This is a genomic window from uncultured Arcobacter sp. (genome assembly GCF_937982575.1).
GTDB lineage: Bacteria > Campylobacterota > Campylobacteria > Campylobacterales > Arcobacteraceae > Arcobacter.
In genome coordinates this window covers 1-26,058 of sequence record NZ_CALJLR010000004.1, presented here as the reverse complement: position 1 = coordinate 26,058, position 26,058 = coordinate 1, and the positions used below count along the sequence as shown (strand labels likewise).

Sequence of the window (26,058 nt, the reverse complement as noted above, 5' to 3'; positions counted from 1 at the left end):
TTTAATAGTGATTAATGTACTTTAGTATCTTTATATCTTATAAAGTACCTTTTTATAGTACTTTTTAAAGATTATAAAATCATAAATAGTAGATAAAATAAATCTTGACTAATATACTATGAACTATAAAAGAGGAAAAATGGATAAGAAAAATATATTTGATAATATCAATGTTGATAAAATTAATGAAGAATTTATAGAGATATTAAGAGACAAAGATGTACGAATTGAAAGAATTGTTTCAAATGGGCAAGTTAGTGATGAAGATTTTTGGTATGAACAAAATGAGAATGAGTTTGTATTACTTTTAGAGGGTGAAGCAATTTTACAGTTTGAAAACAAAGATGTAAAACTAAAAAAAGGTGATTTTATTGATATAAAATCAAGACAAAGACATAGGATAAAATATACCTCTTTAGATCAGCCAACTATTTGGTTGGCTATATTTTATTAGGTACTTATATTTTAATTCTTTTCTAAAGAATTACTAAAGCTCTTCCAAAAGGTATTTTATTTTTATTTTGAGACAGTGCCCAAATTACTTCATATGGTGGTGGAATTCTTGGAAATATTCCTTCCCCATCTGTAAAATACAAAAGCATAGAACTCATAGGTAAATTTGCTTCAATAAACTCAAAAGTAGGTCGATAATCAGTTCCCCCACCACCTTTTAGGGCAAAGTCAATCTCATTTGCTCCTTGAAAACTATAGTGTGCATGCACTTTTGCATCTGCAATAATAAGCTCAATAGCAATAGAGGGAAAACTTTGCATGATAGATTTAAACTCATCTAAAAAAGCACCTAAAAGTTCATCTTGAATAGACCCAGATGTATCAATAGCAACTACAAGACTTAATGTATCACTAGAAAGTGAGGGAAGGGCAACGCCTCTGTAAATATGCTTTTTATTTGGTGGCATAAAGGCGTAGTTATTTCTCATATGTCTATTTATGGCATTGTAAAGTTCAAACTTCCAATCCACATTTTTGAGTTGCATCTTTTTTGCTAGTCTTTCAAGTCCTAAGGGAGTTTTACTTTTTCTCAAAGCTACCTCTTTTGCTAAAGAGTCTGCATATTCCCAAGCTGCTTCATCTTTCTCATCTAAGTCTTCCTCTACATTATTTATATCTGCAAACTTCTTTTCCTCTTCTTGTTCATCGCTAAAGCTACTGCTTATCTCTTCAAGGTTATTTTGCTCTTTTAGGACTTCATATATCTCTTCTGCGTACATATTTTTAAAGTCACTATTAAAGTTTGCACCTTTTGGGATTTTGAGACCATTTTTTTTAAGTAGATTATTTATAGCATAATCAGTTGCTAACTGCCACAAAAAACCTTTTCTTTTGAGTTTTCGCTGACTGTGGGATAGAATATGGTGCATAACACAGTTTGTGAGTATGAAGATAAGTTCATCTATAGAGCACTTTTCTATAAACTCTGGGTTATATTTAAACACTACACCATTACTTGCATAAAATCGTACTTCATCATTGCTTTCATGTTTAAGTCTTGAAGCCAACATCCCAAAGTAGGGATATTTTGAAGTTAGTTGACTTTTTGCTTTGGTTAATAGAGTATCAGAAGTCATGATTAGTGTAATAGATTATTGAATTTTTTCATCCAAAGAGGCCAATTACTTAGATAATCTAACTCAATCTTTCTCTGTCTTAAATCTTGTATTACCATAACAGCAAACTCTCCTGGAAGATTTAGAGTGTATAAAATAAGATTATTTATCTCTTTTGCTCTTGTTTCATCATCTATTCTAATAGTAAGTGCCGTACACAAAATATGTAAAGCTGATGTGTCTTTTGGAGCTTCAGTAGTTTTACCTTCTAAAATATCATCAATAGATGGTAAATCTTTTTCAACACTTTTAAATCCTAAAAAAGAAGAGGCTAACTCTTCCCCAATAGAACCTTTTACCATAGTCAAAAGTAAATCATCATCAGGTTCGGACATTAGTATCTCATTTACATACTCCCAAGTTCTTGGCGTGGCAAAAGCTTTTTCATCATTTTGAGTATTAAAAGCAAAAAGGGCATCAGGTCTATATGAGATAAAAGCGATAATAGTAGGATGAATATTTGCTTTTATAGCCCATGCTTTCCAATCATCACTATTTGCTTCCATCTCTAAGTGAACAAATCTATTTGCAAGTGGACTAGCCATACGAAATACTACACCTCTATCACTTTCCCTATTACCAGCAGCAACTATACTCCACCCATCTGGAAGAGTATATTCACCAATCTTTCTATCTAATATTAACTGATAAGCAGAAGCTTGCACCATGGGAGCCGCAGTATTTAGCTCATCTAAAAATAGTATTCCCTCTTTTTGGCTTCCATCTGGTAAAAATGAAGCTGGTGCCCAAACTGCTGAGTTATCATTGGCATTAAAAAAGGGTATTCCTCTTAAATCTGTTGGGTCAAGAAGTGAAAGACGTAAATCTATACAGGCTATATTTGCTTCCTTTGCTATTTGAGCAATAATAGAAGACTTACCAATACCAGGAGGTCCCCACAAAAATATTGGAACTTTTCTTTTACTTAAATGTGCAATTGCTCTTTTAGCGCTTTGGGGATTCATGAGCTTCCTTATATTATTTATAAAAGAGTCATTGCAAGAACTATGCCCTTTACTTGAATAAACTCAAAACATAAAAAGTGTATAATCCAAGCATAAAGATAAAGGCAAACTTTGAAAATAGCAATAATAGGAGCAGGGGCAGCAGGAATAATATCTGCAATCACTGCTAAAAGATTAAATAAAAATATAAAAATAGACCTCTTTGATAATAACAATGCCATAGGTAAAAAAATACTTGCAAGCGGAAATGGAAGATGTAATATCTCAAATACCCAAGCAAGAGTAGAGAACTTCATAGGTGAAAAACCAGAGTTTACAAGTTATGCCCTAAAAGAGTTTGATTATAAAGCTTTTGAAAAGTTTTGTAAAAGCATTGGACTCTTACTTGATATAAAAGAGACAAACAAAGTATACCCCCTATCAAATGAAGCAAAATCAGTAGTAAATCTACTAGAAAATGAACTAGAAAATCTAGGAGTAAATCTAATCCTAGAGACAAAAGTAATAGATATACAAAAACAAGCAAATAAATTCATAATAAAAAGTACACACAATGAGTTCAAAGATTATGACAAAGTAGTAATTAGCTCAGGACTAGGTGCCGCCCCACAATTAAATGCCACAGAGGTGGGCATGAATATTGCCGAAAAATTTGGACACACCTACAACCTAACTTATCCCTCTCTTGTAGGACTTCATACAGATTTTGAACAAGCGTCAAGAATACAAGGGGTAAAAAAAGAGGCAAATGTATCTTTATATCTTGATGGAAAAAAAGAGTGTGAAATATATGGTGATGTACTTTTCACAAAATACGGTTTATCAGGGTTTGCTATACTAGACATTTCCCAATATGCAGTATATCCCCTAAGCCTTTACCAAGATGTTCAACTATCAATAAATCTTTTCCCAAATATAAGCCGAAATGAACTTCTAGGACAAATAGAAAATCTATTTAAAATCCTACCAAACTCAAATGCAGCCTTACTACTAACAGGAATAGTATCAAACAAACTAGCCCCCGTAATATGTCAAATAAATAACATAGACAAAGAGGCAAATGCAAAAGATATAAATGCCAAACAAATAAGAAGCCTAATAAACACCCTAACAAACTGGAGATTTAAAATCACAGACACCCAAGGCTTCAAACACGCAGAAGCAAGTGGTGGTGGAGTGAGAACCGATGAGGTGGATAATAAAACTTATGAGAGTAAGAAGGTAGAAGGATTGTATTTGGCAGGAGAGGTTTTAGATATAGTGGGAAACAGAGGTGGATACAATCTACAATTCGCGTGGGCTAGTGGCTATCTAGCAGGCGTCAGCCTAGCAAAAAAATAACGGCTATAAATCAGCCACTTTTGCCCGATTTCTGCGTTGTCGCAAAAATTAACTTACTCACTTACTTCTAGTAAGCTCCTAAGCTAATTTTCACTCCGCCTTGAACTAGAACAAAATTGACCAATTTCTAGCCGTTATTTTTAAGTTTAGTTAATATAAAATTTAATACCAATAAGGGAGATATAATTGAATATTCCAGAAAAGATTTATAAATATCAACCAGCAACTGTTCAATCATTAATTAATTTAAAATCTCAATGTATTTATTTTAATTCTTCTATTAAATTTAATGACCCATTTGATTGTAATATTAAATTAAAGTTTAAAAATTTAAATACAAAAGAAATAAAAGAGTTAAAAGAATATTTTTCTAAATATATTAAGAATGAAACATGGGAAAAAGAATTAGAAAATTTTTCATCTTCAGAATTTTTAGAAATAGCTAATGATGTAATGAATGAAAGAATAGATAATGTTTATAAAAATAAAGGTGTTAGTTGTTTTAGCGAAAAAAATGATAATCAGCTTATGTGGTCACATTATGCATCTTCTGGAAAAGGATTTTGTCTTGAGTTTGATACAAAAAAAGAACCCTTTCAAAAACTTTTTCCTGTAGAATATAAAGATAAACCTCCTTATTTAGATTTAGTTGAAATGGTTTCTTCAGAAAAAATTTATCTTCTCAAAAAATTACTTTGTGTAAAGTCTTTAGATTGGACTTATGAAAAAGAATGGCGATGTTTTCATAATGAAATTAATAAGGCTTATGGATATGACTCCAATGCACTAACGGGTGTATATTTTGGTTCAGAAATTGAAAGAGAGTTTTTAGAAATAATTTGTTTGATTCTTCAAGGACAAAATCCAAATGTTAAATTTTACGAAGGTTTAAAATCTGAGGATTCCTTTAATGTAGGTTTTAAAGATTTCAATTATATTCCATATATTTTGACAAAATAATTATTAGATAAAGTTTCAACTATAGAAATCCAGCCTTTGTTAAAGCCGAGTGCTTTGCTTTTTTAAGTGGAAAAAGCCGAAACTGTTTGAGGAGAGAAAAGTGCTAAATGCACTTTTTCGACGAGTTTTGCAGGCTAGCTTTAAAAAGTGAAGTGGAAGGGGAGCTTTGCCTTTGACAACTCGGCTGGTGGCTTTTTGTTTTACTTTTTGCCACCAAAAAGTGAAGAAGCGAAGACCTTTAGGTCTTCAAGAGAATATTAAAATTAAAACTAATGATTTTCATAAATTAACTAGCTATAGAGTAACATATTAGGATTATATAAATGTAATTTAAATACAATACATTTATAATTTACCTATAAGATAAGGATTTTTTATGAAAAAAATATTAGGTTTCTCTTTTTTACTTATAGTTTTGTTTTCAGGATGTGCAGTTCAACAACCTGATATTCCAAAGTATACAATTAACAAAAATGACAAAATTGGTTATATTATTAATATTCCTAAAAAAGTTGAACATAGTCATGTTGGAACAACAGCATTTAATAACTTTGAAAAAAGCTATTTATATGCATGGGAAAAAGAAGGTATCATTGAAAAGCAGTTACATGATAATTTAGGACAAGAGTTAATTAATTTATCTTTATTAGGATTTAAAAATAGTGATTTTAAAGATTTAATTGTAGGAAAAGATAATAAGTGGGTTATTAATAATAAAACTTTATATCAAAAATTAGTTAATGATCTAAAATTAAAAGCATTAATTGTAATTACAGATGGTCCAGGGTCATTTTTTCTTAATCCATATGTTTTTGATGTAAAAGGAACAGGGGTAGTGTCCTCAAATTTTCTAGGTGTGAAAAGGTTTTTTGCTGTTTTATCAGTAGAATCACAGATTTATTTATTTAATCCTCTTGCTAAAATAAATGTAAATAGAGATCCTTTAGTTACAATTATTTATGATCCTATGTTAAATTCATTTGAGGAAAAAAGTGGATTTAAGATTCCAAATAATATTGAAAATATAACACAATCAGAAATGGAACCAGTAAATAAAATGAATAATATACATCTAAATGGATTGATTAATAAAACAATTGAATACCTTAATAAATAAGTATGAAATTATCAATCGTAAGCTTTTATTAAAATTTATACTTTTATTTGGTAACTCGGCTGGTAACTTTTTGTTTTACTTTTTGCCATCATGCAGAAACGTAGTGACTAAACCCGAAGGGTAAAAAGTGAAGAAGCGAAGACCTTTAGGTCTTCAAGAAAACTATTAAAATCTATCTTTCAAAACAATAATTTTTTTCATCTTTTCAATCTCAAAGTTACCACTATCCGTATACAATAAACCATTCTCAAACTTTAAAATCTTGACACTTTTAAAACTTTTGTCTTCATAATTAAAGCAGACAAAATTCCTATCTTCCATAGCTTTTAGTAAAAACCTTTGTTCTATATTCATAACAACTCCTAAAACTATTTTATAGCATACTTTTAATTCAATAGTCAATGTAAATTTAAAATCAATCCTCCACCTAAGTTCATCTGGATATACTACGAAAAAATACTAGGATATTATTGAATTTTAAACAAATAAGTATGGCAATATATGCCACGTATCTTACAAATAAATATGGATTTAAACTCAAAAAAGTAAAAAACTCTCAAGAAATATTTGATTTACGATTAAAATATGCACAAGAACTATTAGGAAAACTCAACATAAGTGTTGATGTGATAAACAAAGAAAAACTACCATTTGATGGACAGTATTTAGTCGTCTCAAATCACAGAAGTATTATCGACCCTTTGATTATTGAACTTGCTTTAAAAAGTAGTAAGATTAATGGCTTTTGGGTAGCTAAAAAAGAGTTGTATAACTCCTTTTTCTTTGGAACATTTACCAAAAATGCTGGAACAGTTTTACTCGATAGAGATGCTTCAAATATGGCACCATTTTTTAAAGATAGTAAAAAAGTAGTAAAAGAGGGACACTCTTTATATATCTTTCCTGAAGGAACGAGAAATAAAGAGAATACTCCTTTGTCCTCTTTTAAAGAAGGCTCTAGAATTATTGCTTTGAAAAATAGATTGCCAATTTTGCCTGTATATATAAAATCAAATGCAAATGAAGTTTTGGAAGATGCTATTAAAAATAGAACAAAAGGCTTAAAAGTTCAAATAGAAATTGGTGATATAATTGATTATAAAGATAAAACAGCTTTAGAAGAGAACTATAGAAAGCAGTTTATAAAAGTATCCTAGGAACTTATTTAAACTACTTACTACTTACTACGACTCTATTTCTACCTAATTTTTTAGCCTCATAAAGTGCTTCATCTGCTTTTTTTAGAAGAGATTCAATTGTATCATTCTCTTTTAATATGGCAATTCCAAAACTAGTGGTTATCTTTTCTATTTTTTTAAAGTCATGCTTTTCTATATCTTTACGGATATTTTCCATAAGATTATATACACCATTTTCTTGGGATTCTGGACAAATAATCACGAACTCTTCTCCCCCAAATCTACCTACGAAGTCTGTTTTTCTTATATGTGTTCTTAAGATATTTGAAATCTCTACTAATACTTTATCTCCCTCTTGATGCCCAAATGAATCATTTACTTTTTTAAAGTGGTCTATATCTAAAATTGCTATACCAAATGTATGACCAAATCGTTCGTATCTATTTAACTCATTATGTAAGAGTTCATCTAGTTTTCTTCTATTATATAAATTGGTTAACTTATCTGTAATTGCGAGTCTCTCTAGCTCTTTATTCTTTTCTTGGATATCTTTTTGGGCTTGTTTTAGTAAGTTGTTTGCTTGTATGATTTTTCTATTCCAATATATAACAAGTATGATTAAAAGTATCGCAGCAATAGATATCTTCCAAACAAGAGTATAATCTATTCCTTTTTGATATTTTATAGGAATCCATTTTGTAAATATCTCTCTATGCATTTCATTTGTTATATTATTGACTGTTTTTTGTAAGATATCTAATAATAAATGATTCTCTTTTACAATAGCGATTGATAATTTTAAGTTTTCAGATATCTTTCCTGCTATTTTTAGTTCTCCAAAATATTTTTGCTGAAACTCATACCCTATGCTAGCAAGGGTATCAATATATCCAAAGAGTTCTCCATCTTTTACCTTATCTAGTCCTTCTTTTATATTAGTTACTTCTATTAGATTTAAAGAGGGATATTTCTGTCGAAGTATTTTTACAAAAGCATCTCCTTTTACAATACCTATATTCTCACCTTCTAAATCCAATATATTATTTATAAAAGGCACATCAACTCTTGTGGCTACTACTAATGGAACTTCTAAATAGTTACTTGTAAAATTTAGGTATTTTCTTCTTTCAGGGGTTTCCATTCCAAGAGCTAGCATATCGCACTTGTGCTCTTTTATATAAGTTATGGATTCATTCCAGTTTTTTGTTTTTACAAGTTCAAATTTTGCAGAAAGTATCTGTTCAAATAGATCATAATAATCAGAACTCATGCCCGAATGATTACCTTCTTCATTGAGACCTTCAAAGGGTAATCCATCTGGATTTATGCAATATTTGATAATAGTAGTATTTAGGTATGCTTTTTCTTCTTTATTAAGTTCAATATGTCCACCCTTATACTCTTTTATTGAGCCAATCCATTTATTGACTAAACTCTCTTTTTCTTTACTTGTTATGGAAGTAAGAGCTTTTTGTATGATAGAACTTAAAAGTGGTTTTTCAGGTTGAACTCCAAATCTCAAATCCTCTTTTTTTGTATTTGGAAGAGTTAATTCACTAGCAAGTTTCAAGTTTGAATAGAGGTTCTTTTTAATAAGATAATTTATATTTGTAAGATTTTGAATTAGAGCATCAATTTTACCAAAAACCAAATCTTTCGTTAACTCTGCATAGTTATCATAATATACTAAGTTCATTGTTTCTAGTTTTTCTAACTCTTTTACATAAAATACATCTTTTAAGACTCCAACTTTTTTGCCTTTTAGGCTCTTTATTCCATTATATTCTCCAAAAGAATCCCTTACAAATATCATAATAGGAATATCATAATAAGAGCTTGTAAAAGTAGTAAAAGGTTCTCTATACTTTTTATATGAAATACTACTAATCATATCCACCTCTTTATTTTTAAAAGAGGTATAAATATTTGTCCATTTATCAATTTTTTTCTCAAACACTAATCCGGTTTTTTGAGAAATGATTTTCAATAAATCATGCTCAAATCCAACAGGTGTAGTGTTTATATAGTATGTAAAGGGTGTGAAGTCTGGCATCATCGCAACTTTGATGACAGGATTTGAATCAATAAAATCTTTTTCTTTTTTTGAAAATTTAATTGAATCTGCAAATGAATTAATTGAAAAAGAAAAAATAATCAGTATTTGTATAAAAAGTATTTTCATTTTTATCCTTAATAGAAAAAATATTATATCAATTAAAACTTTTAAGAAGGTTTCTTTAAACAAACTAATTAGTATCTTTTGAGTCTTGAGGAATCTCATCTCTATTATTCATACTATAATCCCTAACAACTTTAGAAACTCTAATTCGATAGTCATCAAAAAGTTCTTTTCTACCTTTTTGTTGGGCAATTCTATGTTCAAAAAGGTTTCTCCACAAGCCTATAGCCTCTTCATCTTCCCAAAAAGAAAGGCTCAAAAGCTTATCTTCATTGCTTAGACTTTGAAATCTCTCTATACAGATAAATCCCTTTTGCTCTTCTAAAAAGAGTTTTAACTGTGAGGCTATATTTAGATACTCCTCTTTGCCATTAATAGTAGGCCAAACTTCAAATATAACTGCATACATATCTAATCCTTTTTAGGTGAAAAAGTGTCATAAACCCATGGTACAACAATTTGAGCCTCTTGTTTTGAAATAAAACCTTTAAGGGATGGCATATAATCAAAGTGCTTAAAAATAACCTCTTCACAATAACTTTTTTGTGCAGTTGGTTCAAAAATATAGTCATTCATAAACTCTATGACAAGTTTTCTTAACTCTTCTTTGTTTTTTGGCTCTTCAACTGCTTCAATTCCAATACTAATATTACGCATAACCATTAGTATATTAGGCGCAACTTGAGCTCTTTTTTCTTCAAGAGTTTCTGGATAATCCATAGCATGGCACATTTGACACTTTTTTTGATAGATGGTTTGTGGGTTTGTTAAATTGTTTGCAAAAACAAAACTAACTAAAAATAAAAAAACAAATAAGTTTCTAATCATAATTTACTCCTTTTATATTTAAAAAAAGTATAACATATTATAATAACAGATATATTTTACAGAGGATTTATTTAATGGATAATACGAAAATCGTACAAGAACCACAGAACTCATATGAAGAGAAATTATCACAAGAAAACTATAATATAAATGTTGCTTTTTATATACACTTAAAAGAGTATAACAATTCTGTGAGAGATGAATTGGAAAAAAGATTAAGTGAAGTATTTTTGTTTGCTAAAGGTGTTGAGTGGAAATTTGATAGTTTTGGTATAGAAAAAGCAGGTTCAAGAGGAAAAGATATTTTGGGTTATTTTATTTTTAGAACAGCAAATCTAAGTGACCTTCAAAAACTATTTGCAAAAGAGTTTGGAGATTATAAAAATGCTTCTAAAATAACTTGTTCCGTTGCAGAGTATAAAAAAATCGATGAGAAGTTTTTTGAAGTGGAGTTGTAAAATAGAAAATCTATTTTACAACGATGATACATAATCAACTATATCCATAGGCTTATGGGCAATAAAATCAGCCCCTGCTTCTTTTAACTCTTCGATTGGTCTAAAGCCCCATGCTACGCCTATACTTTTCATATTTGCGTTTTTTGCTGTTTTTATATCTGTGGAAGTATCCCCTATGAAAATCATATCTTCAATATTTGTGTTTAGTTTTGTAGCAATTTGCACTGCCATAGTTGGGTCAGGTTTTTTAGGAACATCAATTTTTTGTCCATGAATCTCTTGAAAATAAAAATTATTAAAGATTTTTTCCATATATTTTATTGTAAATTTGTGAGGCTTATTTGATAAAACTGCTTTTTTTATGTTTAAAAGTTCTATTTTTTCTAACATCTCATAAATACCTTCATAGGCAAAGGTGTTATTATGTGTGTTTTGTTCATATATCTCTATAAAACTTTTTAGTACTTTTTTTATCTCTTCTTCTTTTGAGTTTTCAGGCATAGCATTTTTTACTAAAACCAAGGCCCCATCGCCTACGAAGTAATTATATTTTTCAATTTCATGACTTGGATAATCGTGCTTTTTTAGAACACTATTCATACTAAGTGCTATATCTAAAAGTGAATTTATTAGTGTTCCATCAAGGTCAAATATCAGGGATTTCATTTATGTTTTTCCTAAACTTTTTTAATGATTTTACATTAAAAAACTAAATAAAAAATAAGGATAATTTATTAAAATGGGCATGGACATAAAACTTAATTTATATAGAAAAAAAAATCTAGTTATTTAATTTAATGTAACTATAATCTTGAGTTTTAAAAAAAGTGTGTAATAATAGAACTAAAATAAATTTTTTTATATTCAGTATAAGGAAAATTTAATTTTAAGACTTTTTAAACATTATTTGTGAGAAACTTATCAAAATAAAAATTTTAAACAACAAACAAAGGGAATAAAATGAAGGCATCTGATTTATTTGTTAAAGCCTTAGAAAACGAAGGCGTTGAGTATATATTTGGTATACCAGGGGAAGAGAACTTAGATTTTTTAGAATCTTTAAGAACATCAAACATTAAACTAGTTTTAACTAGACATGAACAAGGTGCAGGATTTATGGCTGCAACTTATGGAAGACTTACAGGAAAAGTTGGAGTTTGTATCTCTACTCTTGGCCCTGGAGCTACTAACTTCGCTACAAGTGCTGCATATGCACAACTTGGTGGTATGCCATCATTGATGATTACGGGTCAAAAACCAATTAAAAAATCAAAACAGGGAAGATTCCAAATTATTGATATCGTTGGTATGATGAAACCAATGACTAAATATGCTAAACAAGTTGTAAATGCTAATAACATTCCATCAATGGTTAGAGAAGCATTTAAAATAGCAACTGCTGAAAGACCAGGTGCTGTTCATATTGAGTTACCAGAAGATATTGCTGAAGAAGAATCATCTACTGATTATTTATATCCAGTACAACATGTAAGATATCCATATGCTGATAAAGCAACTATCTTACAAGCTGTTAGAATGATTGAAACTGCAAAAAAACCACTTATCTTAATTGGTGCAGGAGCAAACAGAAATAGAATTGGTGATGCATTAACTGATTTTGTTAATGATTCAGGAATTCCATTCTTTACTACTCAAATGGGTAAAGGTGTTGTTGATGATAATCACAAATTATGTTTAGGAACTGCTGCTCTATCTTCAGCGGATTTTATTCATGCTGCAATTGAAACTTCTGACTTAATTATTAATGTTGGTCATGATGTTATTGAAAAACCACCATTTTTCATGGAAGAGGGACCTGATGCTACTAAAGTTATCCATGTTAACTTTTTCCCATCAGAAGTTGACCCAACATATTTCCCACACTTAGATGTTGTAGGTGATATTGCTGGAAGTATTACAGATTTAAATAGAGCATTATCTCCACAAGAGCATTGGGATTTTGATTTCTATAAAACAGTTATTAGAACTATCAATGTAAGATTAACAAAATATTTTGGTGATATGAGATTCCCAATTTTACCTCAAAGAGCAGTAAAAACTATTAGAGATATTTTAGGGCCAGATGATATTTTAACTTTAGATAATGGTGTTTATAAAATTTGGTTTGCTAGAAACTATAAAGCTGCTAGACCAAACACACTATTATTAGACAATGCCCTTGCAACAATGGGAGCAGGACTTCCTTCTGCAATGGCTGCAAAAATGGTACATCCAGAGAAAAAAGTTGTTACTGTTTGTGGTGATGGTGGATTTATGATGAATTCACAAGAGCTTGAAACAGCTGTTAGACTTGGACTTGATCTTACTGTTGTAATCTTAAATGATAATGCATTTGGTATGATTAAATGGAAACAAACAGGTATGGGATTTGATACATTTGGACTTGACTATGGTAACCCTGATTTTGTAAAATATGCAGAATCTTATGGTGCAAGTGGACATAGACCTACATCTTGTGAAGAGTTTACTGAAACTTTAGATAAATGTGTAAATGGGAAAGGTGTACATTTAATTGATTTAGCTGTAGATTATTCTTTAAATCATGCTATCTTAAATGACCTTGTGAAAAATGCTGAAACATTATTAGAAGGAGAAGAGAATGAGTAAAACAATAGAAGTTACATCACCGTTTGATGGTAAAGTAGTTGGAACTGTTCCATTTAGTTCAGTTGAAGAAGTAGAAGCTGCGATTGAATTAGCAAGTGATACATTTCTTGACCACAAAAATGCATTACCTGCATATAAAAGAGTAGAGATTTTAGAAAAAGTTGCAGAGATTATGTCTTCACAAGTTGAAGAATTAACAATTCTTTGTGCAAGTGAAGGTGGAAAGCCTTATGTTGATTCTAAAGTTGAGATTCAAAGAGCAATCAACGGTATTAAACTTGCTATTGAAGCCCTAGGTGTAAGAGAAGGTAAACAAGTGGCTATGGGTCACACTGCTTCTAGTGCAAATAGAATGGCTTACACATTCAAAGAACCAATTGGTGTGGTTGCTGCAATTTCTGCATTTAATCACCCATTTAACTTGGCAGTTCACCAAGTAATCCCTGCGATTGCTGTTGGTTGTCCAGTAATTATTAAACCTGCAACTCAAACACCAATGAGTGCTATTAAATTAGTTGAGATTTTAGAAGAAGCTGGTTTACCAAAAGGTTGGGCACAAGCAGTAGTTTGTGATAGACATGGTGGTGAATTATTAGCAACATCTCCAAAAGTTGATTTCTTAACTTTCATTGGTTCTGGTGCTGTTGGTTGGTACTTAAACTCTAAAGTTGCAAATGGAACAAGAGTTGCTTTAGAGCACGGTGGAGTTGCACCTGTTATTGTTGAAGCTGATGCTGATATTGATGACTTAATTCCATCAATTGGAAAAGGTGGTTTCTACCACGCTGGTCAAGTTTGTGTTTCTGTTCAAAGAGTATTTGTACATGATTCAATTGTTGACGAAGTAGCTAAGAGATTATCTGATTATGCTTCTAAATTAGTTGTTGGAGATCAATTAGACCCAAAAACTGAAGTTGGACCACTTATTAACCATAATGAAGTTAATAGAGTAGAAGAGTGGGTTAATGAAGCAGTTACAAAAGGTGGAAAAATTTTAACTGGTGGGAAAAGAATCTCTGATTCGTGTTTCCAACCAACTGTTATTTTAAATCCTGCTGATGATGCTTTAGTATCTACAAAAGAGGTATTTGGACCAGTTGTAATTATCTATTCTTACTCTGATATTGAAGAAGCGTTTGATAGAGCAAATGCATTAGAAGTATCTTTCCAAGCAGCAGTATTTACAAAAAATCTTGACACTGCTTTAAAAGCAGTAAAAAGATTAAATGGAACAGCTGTAATGGTAAATGATCATACTGCATTTAGAGTTGATTGGATGCCATTTGGAGGAGCTAAAGCTTCTGGATTAGGATTAGGTGGTATTCACCATTCTATGGAAGAGATGACTAACGAAAAAATGATGGTTATCAAATCTCCTGTATTATAAGAAACTTATAATTCAAATAAAAAGGGGAGGCTTATTGCTTCCCCTTTTTTTATGTCTTTATTTAAATTAAATAGATATTTTTTTGTATGAAAAAATCACTGATAATAAAAAGCCTAAAAAACTTAATAAAAATGTCATAAGAAAAACAAAATCATAAGAGTTGAGAGTATCATAAATATATCCAGCTCCAATAGGTCCAATAATTTGTCCTATGGCAAAAATAAGAGTAACTAAGGAAAATACTTGGGCAGTTTTATTTAGCCCAAAAAACTCCGTGCAAAGCATTGCAATGATTGTTGGTACACTCCAAACAGATATAGCAAAGAAGAATACAGAGACAAATAGTACAAAACTAGGTGTATCAAATATAAGTATAAAAATAGAAAAAGCTTGAAATCCAAAAACTAAGATTAAAGTCTTAAATGTCCCATATTTATCTGCAATTGCACCAAATATAAATGCACCAAATATACATATAAAACCAAATGTTGACCAAAACATACCAGAAACTTGTGAACTTAAGTTCCACTTCTCCATTGATGCACTAACAAAAAAAGTAACATAAACAACATAAGTTATACCAAATAAAAAGTATAAAGAGGCGATTTTCCAAAAGTTCTTATTCTTTCTATATTCATAAAATTTAGTATCTGATTTTACGCTATTATCCACATCATATGTAAGTAAATATTTGATAGAAAAAGATATTATAAATATGATAAATGAAAAAACTAGCCAAGAGACTCTCCACGTGTTTGCTTCATAGAATTGTTCTAAAAAAGGAACTAAAAACCCAGAAGTAATAATTGCAACTCCAAAACCACTTATAGCAATACCTAAGGCTTTTCCTCTTATGTTTTGTGGTACTACATGAGAAATATAGACCATAATAGAAATATTTATAATAGCTGCAAAAAAACCAGAAGTAAAATATAAAATAGATATTAATATATAGTTATTAAAAAATGTCATAACTATCATACTAAGAGCTTGAAGAAGAAGTAATCTTGAGATTAAAGAGGAGGTTTTAAATATTGAGTAGATTCTACTTGTAAAAATAACACCTAAAAAATATCCAGCAAAATTTGCACTACCTATAAAGCCAATAAGTGTTGTTGAGATATTTAAATCTATTTGCATATTTGGTAAAATCATACCAAAGGCAAATCTTCCAAACCCTAGACATGAAAGTAAAATTAAAAATGATGCCAAAAAGAGTTTGGAGAAAGATTTCATTAAATGTTGATTTTCCTAAGAAGGTTAATGAAGTTTTTATAGTGAATTGTTTTTATAAATAGATAAATATAAGTAACAACTAGAATATTAATATGAATCATAGCTTCAGCAAAATCAAAAAATATAAAAAATACACCAGCAATTAAGATAAATGCAGGATACATCAATTTATTAAAACCTTGTTGTTTTGCTTGTAGTATTTCATACTCTTTTATACTTGAAGAGACAAATTCTTTATCTTCAGGGGTTAGTTTCTTATCCTCTTCTAATTGACATAAGCCTTCAATAACTGCAATCTTTTTTTTATAACTAACAAATTTTGCAATTATTAAACCAATTACAATAAGTGATATTAGGTTAGAAACAAGTTCTAATGGTAAGTTCTCAAACATCTCTCTCCTTCTTTTTTATAATAATACATTAAACATTATAAAGATATCTAAAAATATAGTGCTGTATTAAATATATTTTTTTGTATAATAGTTTTTTTAAAGGATTTATTTGAATACTACATATATAACACTTGGCGTTGGACTACTTTTGATTTGCATAGTTTTGTATTATGTTTTTTTTATGGCTAAAGAGGATTTTTATAAATACACTCAAGATAATCTGTATAGTGTTCCTTGGAGATGGGAATGGAAGAAAAAAGATATTATAAATTTAGAGTGCCATTGTCCTAGCTGTGATGAAGTTTTAGTTTATGAAAATGATTACTTACTACATAAAACATATTTTTTATGCCCATCTTGTGACTCTCAAAAAGCAGTAATTGGTGGTGGGGATAGTAAATATGCTTTTGGTATTGTAAAAAGAGAGATTAATCGTAAAATTAGAACAAAAGAGTACAAAGAATTAATACTTAAAGTATAAATATCAATATATTAAATTTAAAATTTAGGAGCTAAATATGGCTTATAATGAACATACATCTTGTCCATGCGGAAGTAAAAAGAGTTATATAAATTGTTGTAAAGTTTTCCACAGTGGAAAAAATCCAGAAACTGCCTTAGAGTTAATGAAGTCAAGATTTACAGCTTTTGTAGTAGGCAATATTGATTATATAATTAACACTACTCATGAAGATAATATAGAGTATTCAAGGGATAAGAGTAAATGGAGAGAGGATATTGAAGATGTAGTAAATTCTACAGATTTTAATACCTTAGAAATTATAGAATTCGTAGATGGTGTAGATGAAGCTTATGTAACGTTTAGATTAGGACTTAAACAAAAAGGTTTAGATGTCTCTTTTACAGAAAGAAGTAAATTCTTAAAAATAGATGGAAAATGGCTATATAGAAGTGGCGAATTTTTAGACGATTAGGCCAATTTTGAAGATATTATTAGCTCCAGCAGAGACAAAAAATGAAGGTGGAAATGAAAAACCATTTTCAAAAGAGAACTTCTTTTTAGAGAAAAACTTTCCCTTTAGAAAAGAAGTTTTTGATTCTTATGAAAAATATGTGCAATCCTTATCTTTAGAAGAGTTATCTTCTTGGTTTGGAATAAAAAAGATGGATGATGTAAAGAAGTATCAAGAGAGTCTAAAAAACAAAGCTTCTATGAAAGCAATACAAAGATATAACGGTGTTGCTTTTGATGCGCTAGATTACAATAGTTTAAGCTCAAATGAACAAAACTACATAGATGATAATGTAATTTTGTTTTCTAACCTTTTTGGTCCAATTAAGGCTAGTGATAAAATTCCTGATTACAAATATAAACAAGGTGCAAAACTTCCTAATATAAGTGTAGAGAAGTTTTATAAAGATAACTTTACTAATGATTTAGATGAATATATTGGTGATGAGATTATTGATTTAAGAGCTGGATTTTATGAAAAATTCTATACCCCTAAAAATGCAACAGTAATCATGTTGAAATTTTTAAAAGATGGTAAGGTTGTATCCCATTGGGCAAAACACTATAGAGGTATGGTTTTAAAAACTTTAGCTAAAAAAAATGTCCAATCAATCGCTGAGTTTATGAATACTCAAATTCCTGGACTAAAGCTAGTTGAAATACAAGAGAAAAAAGAGATTAGACTCTTGATTATGGATATAGTGTAGAATAACTATTTAGTTAATTCTGCACTAGGTTTTCCAAGATGATATCCTTGAACATAATCAATATCAATCTCTCTTAAAAATTCTAAAATCTCTTCACTCTCTACAAATTCTGCTATGGTTTTAACGTTTAGTTCTTTTGCTAAGGCTACAATTGATTTTACAAAGGCTAAGTCTTTTTTATCTTTGTGAATATTTACAATAAAATCACCATCAATTTTTATATAATCAATAGGGAACTTTTTAATATAATGAAAGCTTGAAAAACCAGAACCAAAATCATCTATTGCAAAACTAAAACCTTCTAATTTTAGATTTTGTACAAATTTTTCCAGCAAAGCAAAACTTTTTACAGTCTCTCTTTCTGTTATTTCAAATACAATCATTTTTCTATCTATATTGTATGTATAAGCTAGTTTTACTATTTTATTTATAAATTCACTTATTATTAAAGCTTTTGGCGAAAGATTTATAAAAAGAAGCCCTGAATAGTCTGTTTCTTTGATTTTAGCAAAAGCTTTTTCTATAACCATATAATCCATTTTGTGAACAATCCCAAGTGTTTCGGCTGTTTCTATGAATTTTGCAGCTGGCAAGTATGCATTACCTACCTCTATTCGCATAAGAAGTTCATTTATTTCACACTTGTTAGTTTTAACATTTACAATTGGTTGGAAGTGAGGGTGTATATTTTCATCTTTAATTGCATTTAAAACTAGCATAGATTTATCTTCTACATCTTTATGAATCTCTTCTAGTTCATCTTCACTAGGGAATTTAATTGAGTTTTTACCCATTGTTTTTGCTTCATACATCATAGCATCGGCTATGTTAAATAGTTCTACAGAGTCTTCTGAGTGCTCTGGAAATATTGCCATACCTATTGAGATAGTCATACTACATTTTGTCCCATCAGGAGCGATTAGTTCTAGTGCAGCAACGGCATCTAATATTCTTTTAGCAACAGTATATGTCTCTTTTTCATCACTCTCTGGAAGAACTATAGTAAACTCATCTCCTCCATATCTTGAAAGAATATCTTCATCTCTTTTTGAATCAGAAAGTACGTTGGCAAGTGATATTAAGAACTCATCTCCAAAACTATGTCCATGAGTATCATTAATTGGTTTAAAGTTATCACAATCAATAACTAATAATCCAAAATGGTAATCATGTCTTTTGGCTCTTTTAATTTCATAGTTTAATAAATCTCTAAATACTCTTTGTGTAAACAGGGAAGTTAAAGGATCTCTAGTCGCATAAAACTCTAAGTTTTCAGTATATTTATTTATGGCTTTTATTGAACCAACAAGATTTAATAGAGTTGTTAAAATTGAATCAATAACGATTGAGTGAATAGAGTCTTTTTCCAGCTCTGATTGGATTCCTAATCCTACAATTCCACCAATTTTTGGAGTATCTAAAAGAATTGATTTTGCTTCGTGAGTAATATCATCTATGGCTAAGTTTGTTAGACAGAAGTTTTCATTTGTATAGTTATGGCTTATAGTATAATCTAAAATATCTAAATTATGGTGAGACTTAATCATATTTAAGGCTACATTATCAATATGTTTTACAACATCTTCATTTGGTTTTCCTAGCCAGAAAATCTCTATTTCATAAAACTCATCATTTGTTTTAAATATTGTGATTAAACAGTGTACTGGAAGTACAACATTTATTTCATGTAATAAATCTTTTATATACTCTTTCCAGTCTCTAATTACATCAGAAGTAATAATCATCTTGTCTAGTAGTTTAACTTCAAACTCTAATATATCTTTGTCAACAGCAATATTTTTTAGCTTGTTACTTAAATCATTTAAGCCTAACATTATATGGTCAAACTCTTTAAAACTATTTTTACTACTTGAGATATCTAGTCTTTTAAAATCTTTTACAGTATTGATATTTTCAATTTTATCTTTAAAATTTAATATGGATAGATTAATCTTTTTTAATAAGTTACCAGAGATAAGAAAAGCACAAAGAATCATAAATGGCAATATTATTAAAGAGAATAAAAAGTATTTAGAATGTGTCTCTTCTATCAAATAACTAAAGTCATACTCTACTTTTACAGCACCTAACACATCTTCAACTTGCGAATTAGTATGACAAGTAAGACACTCTTGTTTTGCAAGGATAGGTGTTATTATTTTGATTTTATTATCTTTAGAGAATGAAGATTTTTCTTTACTATCAAAGACATACTGTACATCTTTTGTGATCTCTGATTGATTTATTTTTCCAAAAATTTCTTCTATTTTTGAAGAACGATATATATCAACTTTATATGAAGACTCTTCAAAAGAATTTTTAATATTTTCCATAAATTCATTTAACTCTTCTCTTGTCCAACCTTTTCTCATAACTTGGTACATTGAATTAAATATTTGATTAGATAAAGATTGAGATATTTTTTCATTTTCTTTGATGGCTAAATTAGTATGAATAGTAGATGAAAAGAAATAAAATATAAGAAAAAGAAGTACACTAATTGCTAGGATGGATACCCTAAAATAATTTTTGAGAGTTTTGAACATAGGGGTTAACCTTTCATAATAATATTTTACAAGGAGTAAATAGTATCATAATTATAATAAAACAACTATTTACTTACATCTTCTTTCATTATACTAACAAATAGTAAAGAAGCTAGAGCAAAGAGAGCTGAATATAAAAATAGATTTTCTCCATAAAGCCAACCTGCAACTAATGCTCCTACAAAACCACCAAGACCATAGGCAACTCCATACATAAATTGCTGAGCTAATTTCTTATTTTCATAAATTTTATATAGATATATTATGACTGCACTATGATATAACCCAAATGAGAAAGCATGAATTGATTGGGCAAAGAAAGTTATATATAAATTATCAGGAAAAAGGTAAAGTAAAAACCATCTAATTGCAGTAACAAAAATAGAGATTTTGATTATGGATAATAGGTTGTTTTTAAAAAATGGTGCTTGAAAATAAAACATCACAATTTCACATATGACACCAAATGACCATAGATAAGAAGTCATTTCAAGTGAAATACCATTTTCTGTTTCATAGATAGTAAAGAAGTTATAAAAGCCTCCAAAACTCATTTGCATGAAAAATAGACTTAGCCAAAATGGCCAATACTCTAATACGGAAAATGGTTTTGAGCTAATAGTATCTTCATGTGGTACATCGTGTTTTAAAAGTAGTAATGAAAAAATAACTATCAAAATCGTTACACACAAATAATAGTGCAATGCAATTTGTGGTTCTGATAGAAATTTTGCTAATACTAAAGCAATAAACATAAATCCAATTGAACCATAAAGTCTAGATTTCCCATATCTATCTTTTCCTAACTCTTTTAAGGCTATTACTTCTATGTAAGGTAATATAAGGCTTAAACAGATTCCCAAAAGCGCATTATTTAAAGTGAAGGCATAAAAGTTATTTAGTGTAAAGTAAAAGCCAATTGCGGAAAGTATAGATAAAAGTAGTGAGGACTTAAAAATAGTTGCATTAAGTTTGATATGCTTTAAAAATAAAAAAGGTGTAGCAAATCTCATTAGGGGAGCTAAGGCAAAAACCACACCTATTTGAGAAGGTGTATATCCGATATCATGTAATACTTTTGGCATGAAAATAATGTACACTGCAACTGCTGCAAAATAAAAAAAATAAAATGCAGATAGATTAAAAAAAAGCATCTATTTGGTTGATGTTTTGATTACAAGGGTATTGGATACTAGGTCTTGAAAAGTCTTTTTATCTTTTCTAAAAAATGGCAAAAATGCAAGTGCGATAGTCATAGCACTAAATAAAAAAGAAAGGTATCTCAAAATAGCTTTTGCAAATGATATTTTCTCTTTTGTTTTTGCATCTATAAGTTTTAAATTATAAGCTTTTAATCCTGGAGTTTGACCTTTTAGAACCCAAAAAGTAATAATTATCAAACCATAAATAATAGATAAACTCCATCTAGCTTCTTCGTTTCCTTGGAAGTCATCTTTTCCATTCATAAAAATATAAGTTGTTGCATAAGCTAAAGGCATCATTATCATAAACATATCAACAATAAATGCCTTAATTCTTGCAGCAATAGAGGTACAGATATCTAGATTTAAATTATCTTCTTTTAAATCTTCAGCTGGTATTTCTTTTTTACCACCTTTAATATCTCTCCATCTGCTCATTTGCTTTAGTTCCCTCTACTACCAGGTTTGTAAGCAACTGAACCTTCTTTACATAATGGACAATCATCAGGAGAGTACATTTCAAATGTAAAATCATCCAATGCAAAAAGTGGTTTATCAAGTGGTAGTTTACAATTATCTTTTGGCTCTAATTCACTTCCAATTCTTGAACAAAATCCTCTGTTAGCTAAAGCTGCATATGCAACTATTTCTCCACCATCTTTTTCGATTTGTTTTGCAGCTTCTAAGGCACTTCCACCAGTTGTTATAATATCTTCACAGATAATATATTTTTCACCACGAGTTACTTCAAAACCTCTTCTAATACTCATCTCACCTTCAACTCGCTCAGCAAAGATAAATCTTACATCAAGAGCAGTTGCAAGTGCAAACCCAGCAATTAGACCACCAAGTGCAGGTGAACAAACAGCATCAATTTTTAGTCCAGATTCTTTTATCTGTTTAGCCAACTCTTCTGCCAATAATTTAGCAGTTTTAGGATCTTCTAAAACCTTTGCAGATTGCAAATAGTATTTAGAGTGATTTCCCGAGCTTAATTTAAAGTGACCTTCTAATAGTGCATTTGCATCTTTATATATTTGTTCTACAACCATAATTACACTTTTAAGATTTCAGTTTCTTTTGCTTTGAAAGTATCATCAGCTTTTGTTACATAAGAATCTGTAATTTTTTGGATTTCATCTTGAGCTTTTTTATTTTCATCATCAGTTATTTCTTTATCTTTATGAAGAACTTTAACTCTGTCATTTGCATGTTTTCTGATATTTCTAATTGCAACTTTTGCATTATCAGTCATACCTTTTGCTTGTTTCGCAGCTTCGCCTCTTTGCTCAACAGTCATTGGAGGGAAGAAAAGTTTAACTACTTCTCCATCATTGTTTGGATTTACTCCAATATTTGCATTTTGAATTGCTTTTTCAATATCACCTACAAGGTGTTTTTCCCATGGGTTAATTACAATTGTTGTTGCGTCAGGTGCAAGAACTGAACCTACTTGTGTTAACTCTGTTGGTGTTCCATAGTAATCGATTTTAATACCATCTAAAATTGCAGTGCTAACTTTACCAGTTCTAAGTGTTTTGTAGTCTCTTTTTAATGCATCTATTGCATTATCCATTTTCTCTTTTGTTTCTGAATAAATCTCATTTAACATTCTCTCTCCTTTGATGTATTATAAAAATTTGGCTAATTATACCATTTATTGTTTATTATTTTAAATTTAACTGAATCTGTGGCGATAACCGTTCTTCTTTTATAGTTAGAAGAACAGTTAATACCTTGTTTATTAAAAGAAGAAATAGCTAGTTGAAAATTTTTTTTCACTTTTGCTACTTCAAGTCAACTACTTAGTAGTTGGTACAGCAGGCGCAGCTGGAAGAGCTGGAGTAGGAGCTACTGGCGCTTGGTTTGCTTCAGGAGTTGCTGGAATTAAACTCTCTGTTTTTACACTGTCAACTGCACTTTTTTGTCTATTTTCATTGTAAAGATATCCTAAAAATAGAGTATTTAAAACAAAAACTAATCCTAAAAGCATTGTTGCTTTTGATAAAAAGTTACCAGGACCTTTTGCTCCAAATAAAGAGTCATTGCTTCCGCTGTAAGCACCTAGTCCCATGCTTGAACTTTTTTGAAGTAAGATAGAAATTGTTAATAGTACTGCTAAAATAAATTGAACTACTAAAAGTGTTGATGTCATAATTTTATTCCTTTGAAAAAATGGTAGGTATTTTATCCAAAATTTATTAAAAAAAAGTTAAGATTCGCTTATGTCCGTAAAAAACGAATTTTCAAAATATGCAAATCAATACAATTCTTACAATATAATACAACAAATTGTAGCAAAATCTATCATTAGAGATATTAAAGATGAACCAAAACGGATTTTAGAATTAGGTTGTGGTTCTGGACAGATTATAAAACATATTTCTTGGGAATATGATTATTATAAAGCTATTGACTTCTCACAAAGTATGTGTGACCTTCATCCAAAAGCTAAAAACATAGAAGTAAAGTGTTTTGATTTTGATACTAAAGCTTTTATAGAAAATATAAAAAATGATAATTATGATGTGGTAATATCATCTTCAGCACTACAATGGTCTAAAGATTTAAGTAAAATTGTAAAAGCAATAAGTTCAATTTCTCCTACAATTTTTACAGGGTTATTTACTTCTAATACTTTTAAGACAATCCAAACTATTACAAATAGTAAATCTCCAATATTAGATGAAGAGTCAATAAAAGAGGCATTTTCAAAATATTGTGATTGTGAATTTGAGACTATAAAGTATAATTTAGAGTTTGATAGCAAGAAAAAACTTTTTGATTATATAAAAAAATCTGGCGTTAGTGGTGGGAAAGCACTCTCTTTTAAAGATGCTAAAAAACTATATAAAGAGTATGATTTAAACTATTTAGAGTTTGAAGTGATTTTTATCAAAGCTTTTTCTAAATCATAAAGTTCATATCTAATATATTTAAAAACTTCACTATTATTGCTTGCTTCTAATTTACAAACTTCTTCAAGTACCCTTGAACTCTCTTGAGCTCTTTTAAAGTTAGCTATTAAAATAGAGTGTAAGTCATCTCTACTTTGTTCTGATGGGGTTGATTTTTTCAATACATCATTTTTAATATCCCGTGAGTCTAAAAGTTTGTCATAGATATCTATTCTTGATTTGTGTCTTAACTCTTTTAGTTTTGAAGCTATTTCTTTATCATTGTAAACATATCTAAAGATATCTTCCACAACTCTAATACCTTCTCTTAGGCGATTTAAATTTGCATCGATTAGTCGTAGTTCTGTAGTATTCATATATTACGTATATCATAACTCCCAAAGGAGTTATGAATTAATCTTCTCTATTAAAAATACCAAGTATTTGTAATAATGAGATAAATAGATTAAAGAAATCTAAGTATAAAGCAATCGCTGCTTCAATTGGAGTTGAAAAACCACCTTTAATGATTTGCTGTGTATCATAAAGAATGAACGCAGAAAATAAAACGGCACCAACCATTGCAATTCCAAGTTGCAATAATGGAGCTTGAATAAAGATATTAGAAATAGATCCTACTACTAATATAATAAGAGCAATAAACAACATCTTACCCATACCAGAGAAATCTCTTTTAGTAGTAAGTGCAAACATTGATATTCCACCAAATGCAACTGAAGTCATTAAAAATGCTTGTGCAACTATTGATGCTCCTGCTGGCATTGCAAATACTGATGCAAGTAAAGGTGTAATTGTTAACCCACTTACAAATGTAAATCCGAAAAGTACTGCAAGGTTAATTCCTGGTTTGCTTTTAACAGCAAATAAACCAAAAAGCAGTGCAAATTCTAATATTACTAATCCCCAGTACCAACTAGCAATTGTAGAAACCATATCTAAACCGATATATGCCCCCGCAGTTGCTGCAAGTAATGAACCTGCAAATAATTGGTATGTTGCTCTTAAAAAGCTCATTAATTCAACTTTTGATGACTCGTTTGTATATTGTTGCGTTGTATCTTTGTGAGATAAATAATCTCTTTTGTACATTATATATTCCTTTGTATGTATTTATATATAGTGTGTAATTCTAATATGTAAAGCTTAATAATATCTTTAAATCTAAGAATTAACTCTATTATATAAACAAATACTATTAATATATAGAAAATATATAGAGATTACATATATTATGTAACAAAAACAGCAAATCGTAGAACTTTGAAAATTTAAGCCAAGATTAAAGAAAAGCACTTGACAAAGATAAAAAAACCTATTATAATTCCCGTCCAATTTGAGTGACAAACGTCACGAAGAGTTGAAGTTCTTTAACAAACTACGGTTTTAAGAAGTAAGTAACTTTTATAAACCGAATATGATATAAAACAAGAGAATTTATACAATTCTCGTCTATT

The 26,058-nt window shown here is 29.6% G+C and carries 29 protein-coding genes; 12 read left to right on the top strand and 17 right to left on the bottom strand.

The window, feature by feature from the left end:
- Positions 1-139 precede the first annotated feature (139 nt).
- Complete coding sequence (locus Q0617_RS02190; protein WP_298750006.1) at positions 140-454, top strand: cupin domain-containing protein; 315 nt, start codon at positions 140-142, stop codon at positions 452-454.
- Positions 455-476: 22 nt separating this feature from the next.
- On the opposite strand, the gene Q0617_RS02185 is transcribed toward Q0617_RS02190, so the two are convergent.
- Positions 477-1,589, bottom strand: a complete 1,113-nt coding sequence (locus Q0617_RS02185; RefSeq protein ID WP_298750003.1) for a VWA-like domain-containing protein — start codon at positions 1,587-1,589, stop codon at positions 477-479.
- 2 nt (positions 1,590-1,591) lie between these two features.
- Positions 1,592-2,593 (bottom strand): MoxR family ATPase, encoded by a 1,002-nt coding sequence (locus tag Q0617_RS02180; protein WP_298750001.1) that lies wholly within the window; start codon positions 2,591-2,593, stop codon positions 1,592-1,594.
- Between the two features lie 111 nt (positions 2,594-2,704).
- Here Q0617_RS02180 and Q0617_RS02175 point away from each other — a divergent pair, with 111 nt between their 5' ends.
- The 3 genes from Q0617_RS02175 (at position 2,705) to Q0617_RS02165 (ending at position 6,011) form a co-directional block, all read left to right on the top strand.
- On the top strand, positions 2,705-3,934 hold the full coding sequence (locus tag Q0617_RS02175; protein WP_298749998.1) for an NAD(P)/FAD-dependent oxidoreductase: 1,230 nt from the start codon (positions 2,705-2,707) through the stop codon (positions 3,932-3,934).
- A gap of 186 nt (positions 3,935-4,120) precedes the next feature.
- Positions 4,121-4,894: a DUF2971 domain-containing protein gene (locus Q0617_RS02170; protein ID WP_298749996.1), complete on the top strand. Its 774-nt coding sequence runs from the start codon at positions 4,121-4,123 to the stop codon at positions 4,892-4,894.
- A gap of 376 nt (positions 4,895-5,270) precedes the next feature.
- Positions 5,271-6,011 (top strand): hypothetical protein, encoded by a 741-nt coding sequence (locus Q0617_RS02165; RefSeq protein ID WP_298749994.1) that lies wholly within the window; start codon positions 5,271-5,273, stop codon positions 6,009-6,011.
- 165 nt (positions 6,012-6,176) lie between these two features.
- On the opposite strand, the gene Q0617_RS02160 is transcribed toward Q0617_RS02165, so the two are convergent.
- On the bottom strand, positions 6,177-6,365 hold the full coding sequence (locus Q0617_RS02160) for a hypothetical protein (protein ID WP_298749992.1): 189 nt from the start codon (positions 6,363-6,365) through the stop codon (positions 6,177-6,179).
- A 116-nt stretch (positions 6,366-6,481) separates the two neighbouring features.
- On the opposite strand from Q0617_RS02160, the gene Q0617_RS02155 reads away from it, so the two are divergent.
- On the top strand, positions 6,482-7,168 hold the full coding sequence (locus Q0617_RS02155; RefSeq protein WP_298749990.1) for a lysophospholipid acyltransferase family protein: 687 nt from the start codon (positions 6,482-6,484) through the stop codon (positions 7,166-7,168).
- 13 nt (positions 7,169-7,181) lie between these two features.
- Here the strand turns inward: Q0617_RS02155 and Q0617_RS02150 are convergent, their stop codons facing one another.
- From Q0617_RS02150 to Q0617_RS02140, 3 genes are all read right to left on the bottom strand, one after another.
- Entirely contained in the window at positions 7,182-9,332 is a 2,151-nt protein-coding gene (locus tag Q0617_RS02150) for a transporter substrate-binding domain-containing protein (RefSeq protein WP_298749989.1), read from the bottom strand.
- A 64-nt stretch (positions 9,333-9,396) separates the two neighbouring features.
- Entirely contained in the window at positions 9,397-9,738 is a 342-nt protein-coding gene (locus Q0617_RS02145) for an antibiotic biosynthesis monooxygenase (protein WP_298749988.1), read from the bottom strand.
- Positions 9,739-9,740: 2 nt separating this feature from the next.
- Positions 9,741-10,157, bottom strand: a complete 417-nt coding sequence (locus Q0617_RS02140) for a hypothetical protein (protein ID WP_298749983.1) — start codon at positions 10,155-10,157, stop codon at positions 9,741-9,743.
- Between the two features lie 74 nt (positions 10,158-10,231).
- On the opposite strand from Q0617_RS02140, the gene Q0617_RS02135 reads away from it, so the two are divergent.
- Positions 10,232-10,615, top strand: a complete 384-nt coding sequence (locus Q0617_RS02135; RefSeq protein WP_298749981.1) for a hypothetical protein — start codon at positions 10,232-10,234, stop codon at positions 10,613-10,615.
- Positions 10,616-10,630: 15 nt separating this feature from the next.
- On the opposite strand, the gene Q0617_RS02130 is transcribed toward Q0617_RS02135, so the two are convergent.
- On the bottom strand, positions 10,631-11,281 hold the full coding sequence (locus Q0617_RS02130) for an HAD family hydrolase (protein WP_298749979.1): 651 nt from the start codon (positions 11,279-11,281) through the stop codon (positions 10,631-10,633).
- 294 nt (positions 11,282-11,575) lie between these two features.
- On the opposite strand from Q0617_RS02130, the gene Q0617_RS02125 reads away from it, so the two are divergent.
- Together Q0617_RS02125 and Q0617_RS02120 are read left to right on the top strand one after the other, a co-directional pair.
- The gene (locus tag Q0617_RS02125; protein WP_298749977.1) at positions 11,576-13,243 is read left to right on the top strand and encodes an acetolactate synthase large subunit; all 1,668 of its coding nucleotides are present in this window, start codon (positions 11,576-11,578) and stop codon (positions 13,241-13,243) included.
- Positions 13,236-14,630, top strand: coding sequence for an aldehyde dehydrogenase family protein (locus Q0617_RS02120; RefSeq protein WP_298749975.1), 1,395 nt, complete (start codon positions 13,236-13,238; stop codon positions 14,628-14,630). Before Q0617_RS02125 ends, Q0617_RS02120 begins: the two co-directional genes overlap by 8 nt.
- A 66-nt stretch (positions 14,631-14,696) precedes the next feature.
- Here Q0617_RS02120 and Q0617_RS02115 read toward each other — a convergent pair whose 3' ends face one another.
- The gene (locus Q0617_RS02115; protein WP_298749973.1) at positions 14,697-15,866 is read right to left on the bottom strand and encodes a YbfB/YjiJ family MFS transporter; all 1,170 of its coding nucleotides are present in this window, start codon (positions 15,864-15,866) and stop codon (positions 14,697-14,699) included.
- Entirely contained in the window at positions 15,866-16,258 is a 393-nt protein-coding gene (locus Q0617_RS02110; protein WP_298749971.1) for a hypothetical protein, read from the bottom strand. Before Q0617_RS02110 ends, Q0617_RS02115 begins: the two co-directional genes overlap by 1 nt.
- A gap of 109 nt (positions 16,259-16,367) precedes the next feature.
- Between Q0617_RS02110 and Q0617_RS02105 the strand changes: the two genes are divergently transcribed.
- Genes Q0617_RS02105 through Q0617_RS02095 form a run of 3 tightly spaced genes read left to right on the top strand, consistent with a single transcriptional unit; the run spans position 16,368 to position 17,938 of the window.
- Positions 16,368-16,739, top strand: coding sequence for a hypothetical protein (locus Q0617_RS02105; protein ID WP_298749969.1), 372 nt, complete (start codon positions 16,368-16,370; stop codon positions 16,737-16,739).
- A gap of 37 nt (positions 16,740-16,776) precedes the next feature.
- Positions 16,777-17,193: a YchJ family metal-binding protein gene (locus Q0617_RS02100; RefSeq protein WP_298749966.1), complete on the top strand. Its 417-nt coding sequence runs from the start codon at positions 16,777-16,779 to the stop codon at positions 17,191-17,193.
- Positions 17,194-17,200: 7 nt separating this feature from the next.
- A complete protein-coding gene (locus Q0617_RS02095; RefSeq protein WP_298749964.1) occupies positions 17,201-17,938 on the top strand; it encodes a YaaA family protein in 738 nt (245 codons plus the stop codon).
- Between the two features lie 5 nt (positions 17,939-17,943).
- Here the strand turns inward: Q0617_RS02095 and Q0617_RS02090 are convergent, their stop codons facing one another.
- The 6 genes from Q0617_RS02090 to secG all read right to left on the bottom strand — a co-directional run bounded on the left by Q0617_RS02090 (position 17,944) and on the right by secG (position 23,841).
- Positions 17,944-20,484 (bottom strand): bifunctional diguanylate cyclase/phosphodiesterase, encoded by a 2,541-nt coding sequence (locus Q0617_RS02090; RefSeq protein WP_298749961.1) that lies wholly within the window; start codon positions 20,482-20,484, stop codon positions 17,944-17,946.
- Positions 20,485-20,549: 65 nt separating this feature from the next.
- The gene (locus Q0617_RS02085; RefSeq protein ID WP_298749959.1) at positions 20,550-21,638 is read right to left on the bottom strand and encodes an MFS transporter; all 1,089 of its coding nucleotides are present in this window, start codon (positions 21,636-21,638) and stop codon (positions 20,550-20,552) included.
- Entirely contained in the window at positions 21,639-22,124 is a 486-nt protein-coding gene (locus Q0617_RS02080; protein ID WP_298749958.1) for an RDD family protein, read from the bottom strand.
- Positions 22,125-22,129: 5 nt separating this feature from the next.
- A complete protein-coding gene (gene pyrE, locus Q0617_RS02075) occupies positions 22,130-22,738 on the bottom strand; it encodes an orotate phosphoribosyltransferase (RefSeq protein WP_298749956.1) in 609 nt (202 codons plus the stop codon).
- Positions 22,739-22,740: 2 nt separating this feature from the next.
- Positions 22,741-23,298, bottom strand: a complete 558-nt coding sequence (frr, locus tag Q0617_RS02070; RefSeq protein ID WP_298749953.1) for a ribosome recycling factor — start codon at positions 23,296-23,298, stop codon at positions 22,741-22,743.
- 189 nt (positions 23,299-23,487) lie between these two features.
- Entirely contained in the window at positions 23,488-23,841 is a 354-nt protein-coding gene (secG, locus tag Q0617_RS02065; protein ID WP_298749951.1) for a preprotein translocase subunit SecG, read from the bottom strand.
- A gap of 70 nt (positions 23,842-23,911) precedes the next feature.
- On the opposite strand from secG, the gene Q0617_RS02060 reads away from it, so the two are divergent.
- Positions 23,912-24,604: a methyltransferase gene (locus tag Q0617_RS02060; protein WP_298749949.1), complete on the top strand. Its 693-nt coding sequence runs from the start codon at positions 23,912-23,914 to the stop codon at positions 24,602-24,604.
- Here Q0617_RS02060 and Q0617_RS02055 read toward each other — a convergent pair.
- Together Q0617_RS02055 and Q0617_RS02050 are read right to left on the bottom strand one after the other, a co-directional pair.
- A complete protein-coding gene (locus Q0617_RS02055) occupies positions 24,556-24,960 on the bottom strand; it encodes a thiamine-phosphate pyrophosphorylase (RefSeq protein WP_298749947.1) in 405 nt (134 codons plus the stop codon). The two genes, Q0617_RS02060 and Q0617_RS02055, sit on opposite strands and share 49 nt — an antisense overlap.
- 37 nt (positions 24,961-24,997) lie before the next feature.
- Positions 24,998-25,693: a Bax inhibitor-1/YccA family protein gene (locus Q0617_RS02050; protein WP_298749946.1), complete on the bottom strand. Its 696-nt coding sequence runs from the start codon at positions 25,691-25,693 to the stop codon at positions 24,998-25,000.
- Positions 25,694-26,058 lie beyond the last annotated feature (365 nt).

Coding starts and splice junctions, on each gene's coding strand:
- Q0617_RS02190 (WP_298750006.1), top strand. CDS start 140: ATGGATAAGAAAAATATATTTGATAATATCAATGTTGATAAAATTAAT.
- Q0617_RS02185 (WP_298750003.1), bottom strand. CDS start 1,589: ATGACTTCTGATACTCTATTAACCAAAGCAAAAAGTCAACTAACTTCA.
- Q0617_RS02180 (WP_298750001.1), bottom strand. CDS start 2,593: ATGAATCCCCAAAGCGCTAAAAGAGCAATTGCACATTTAAGTAAAAGA.
- Q0617_RS02165 (WP_298749994.1), top strand. CDS start 5,271: ATGAAAAAAATATTAGGTTTCTCTTTTTTACTTATAGTTTTGTTTTCA.
- Q0617_RS02160 (WP_298749992.1), bottom strand. CDS start 6,365: ATGAATATAGAACAAAGGTTTTTACTAAAAGCTATGGAAGATAGGAAT.
- Q0617_RS02150 (WP_298749989.1), bottom strand. CDS start 9,332: ATGAAAATACTTTTTATACAAATACTGATTATTTTTTCTTTTTCAATT.
- Q0617_RS02145 (WP_298749988.1), bottom strand. CDS start 9,738: ATGTATGCAGTTATATTTGAAGTTTGGCCTACTATTAATGGCAAAGAG.
- Q0617_RS02140 (WP_298749983.1), bottom strand. CDS start 10,157: ATGATTAGAAACTTATTTGTTTTTTTATTTTTAGTTAGTTTTGTTTTT.
- Q0617_RS02135 (WP_298749981.1), top strand. CDS start 10,232: ATGGATAATACGAAAATCGTACAAGAACCACAGAACTCATATGAAGAG.
- Q0617_RS02130 (WP_298749979.1), bottom strand. CDS start 11,281: ATGAAATCCCTGATATTTGACCTTGATGGAACACTAATAAATTCACTT.
- Q0617_RS02125 (WP_298749977.1), top strand. CDS start 11,576: ATGAAGGCATCTGATTTATTTGTTAAAGCCTTAGAAAACGAAGGCGTT.
- Q0617_RS02120 (WP_298749975.1), top strand. CDS start 13,236: ATGAGTAAAACAATAGAAGTTACATCACCGTTTGATGGTAAAGTAGTT.
- Q0617_RS02115 (WP_298749973.1), bottom strand. CDS start 15,866: ATGAAATCTTTCTCCAAACTCTTTTTGGCATCATTTTTAATTTTACTT.
- Q0617_RS02110 (WP_298749971.1), bottom strand. CDS start 16,258: ATGTTTGAGAACTTACCATTAGAACTTGTTTCTAACCTAATATCACTT.
- Q0617_RS02100 (WP_298749966.1), top strand. CDS start 16,777: ATGGCTTATAATGAACATACATCTTGTCCATGCGGAAGTAAAAAGAGT.
- Q0617_RS02090 (WP_298749961.1), bottom strand. CDS start 20,484: ATGTTCAAAACTCTCAAAAATTATTTTAGGGTATCCATCCTAGCAATT.
- Q0617_RS02085 (WP_298749959.1), bottom strand. CDS start 21,638: ATGCTTTTTTTTAATCTATCTGCATTTTATTTTTTTTATTTTGCAGCA.
- Q0617_RS02080 (WP_298749958.1), bottom strand. CDS start 22,124: ATGAGCAGATGGAGAGATATTAAAGGTGGTAAAAAAGAAATACCAGCT.
- pyrE (WP_298749956.1), bottom strand. CDS start 22,738: ATGGTTGTAGAACAAATATATAAAGATGCAAATGCACTATTAGAAGGT.
- frr (WP_298749953.1), bottom strand. CDS start 23,298: ATGTTAAATGAGATTTATTCAGAAACAAAAGAGAAAATGGATAATGCA.
- secG (WP_298749951.1), bottom strand. CDS start 23,841: ATGACATCAACACTTTTAGTAGTTCAATTTATTTTAGCAGTACTATTA.
- Q0617_RS02060 (WP_298749949.1), top strand. CDS start 23,912: ATGTCCGTAAAAAACGAATTTTCAAAATATGCAAATCAATACAATTCT.
- Q0617_RS02055 (WP_298749947.1), bottom strand. CDS start 24,960: ATGAATACTACAGAACTACGACTAATCGATGCAAATTTAAATCGCCTA.
- Q0617_RS02050 (WP_298749946.1), bottom strand. CDS start 25,693: ATGTACAAAAGAGATTATTTATCTCACAAAGATACAACGCAACAATAT.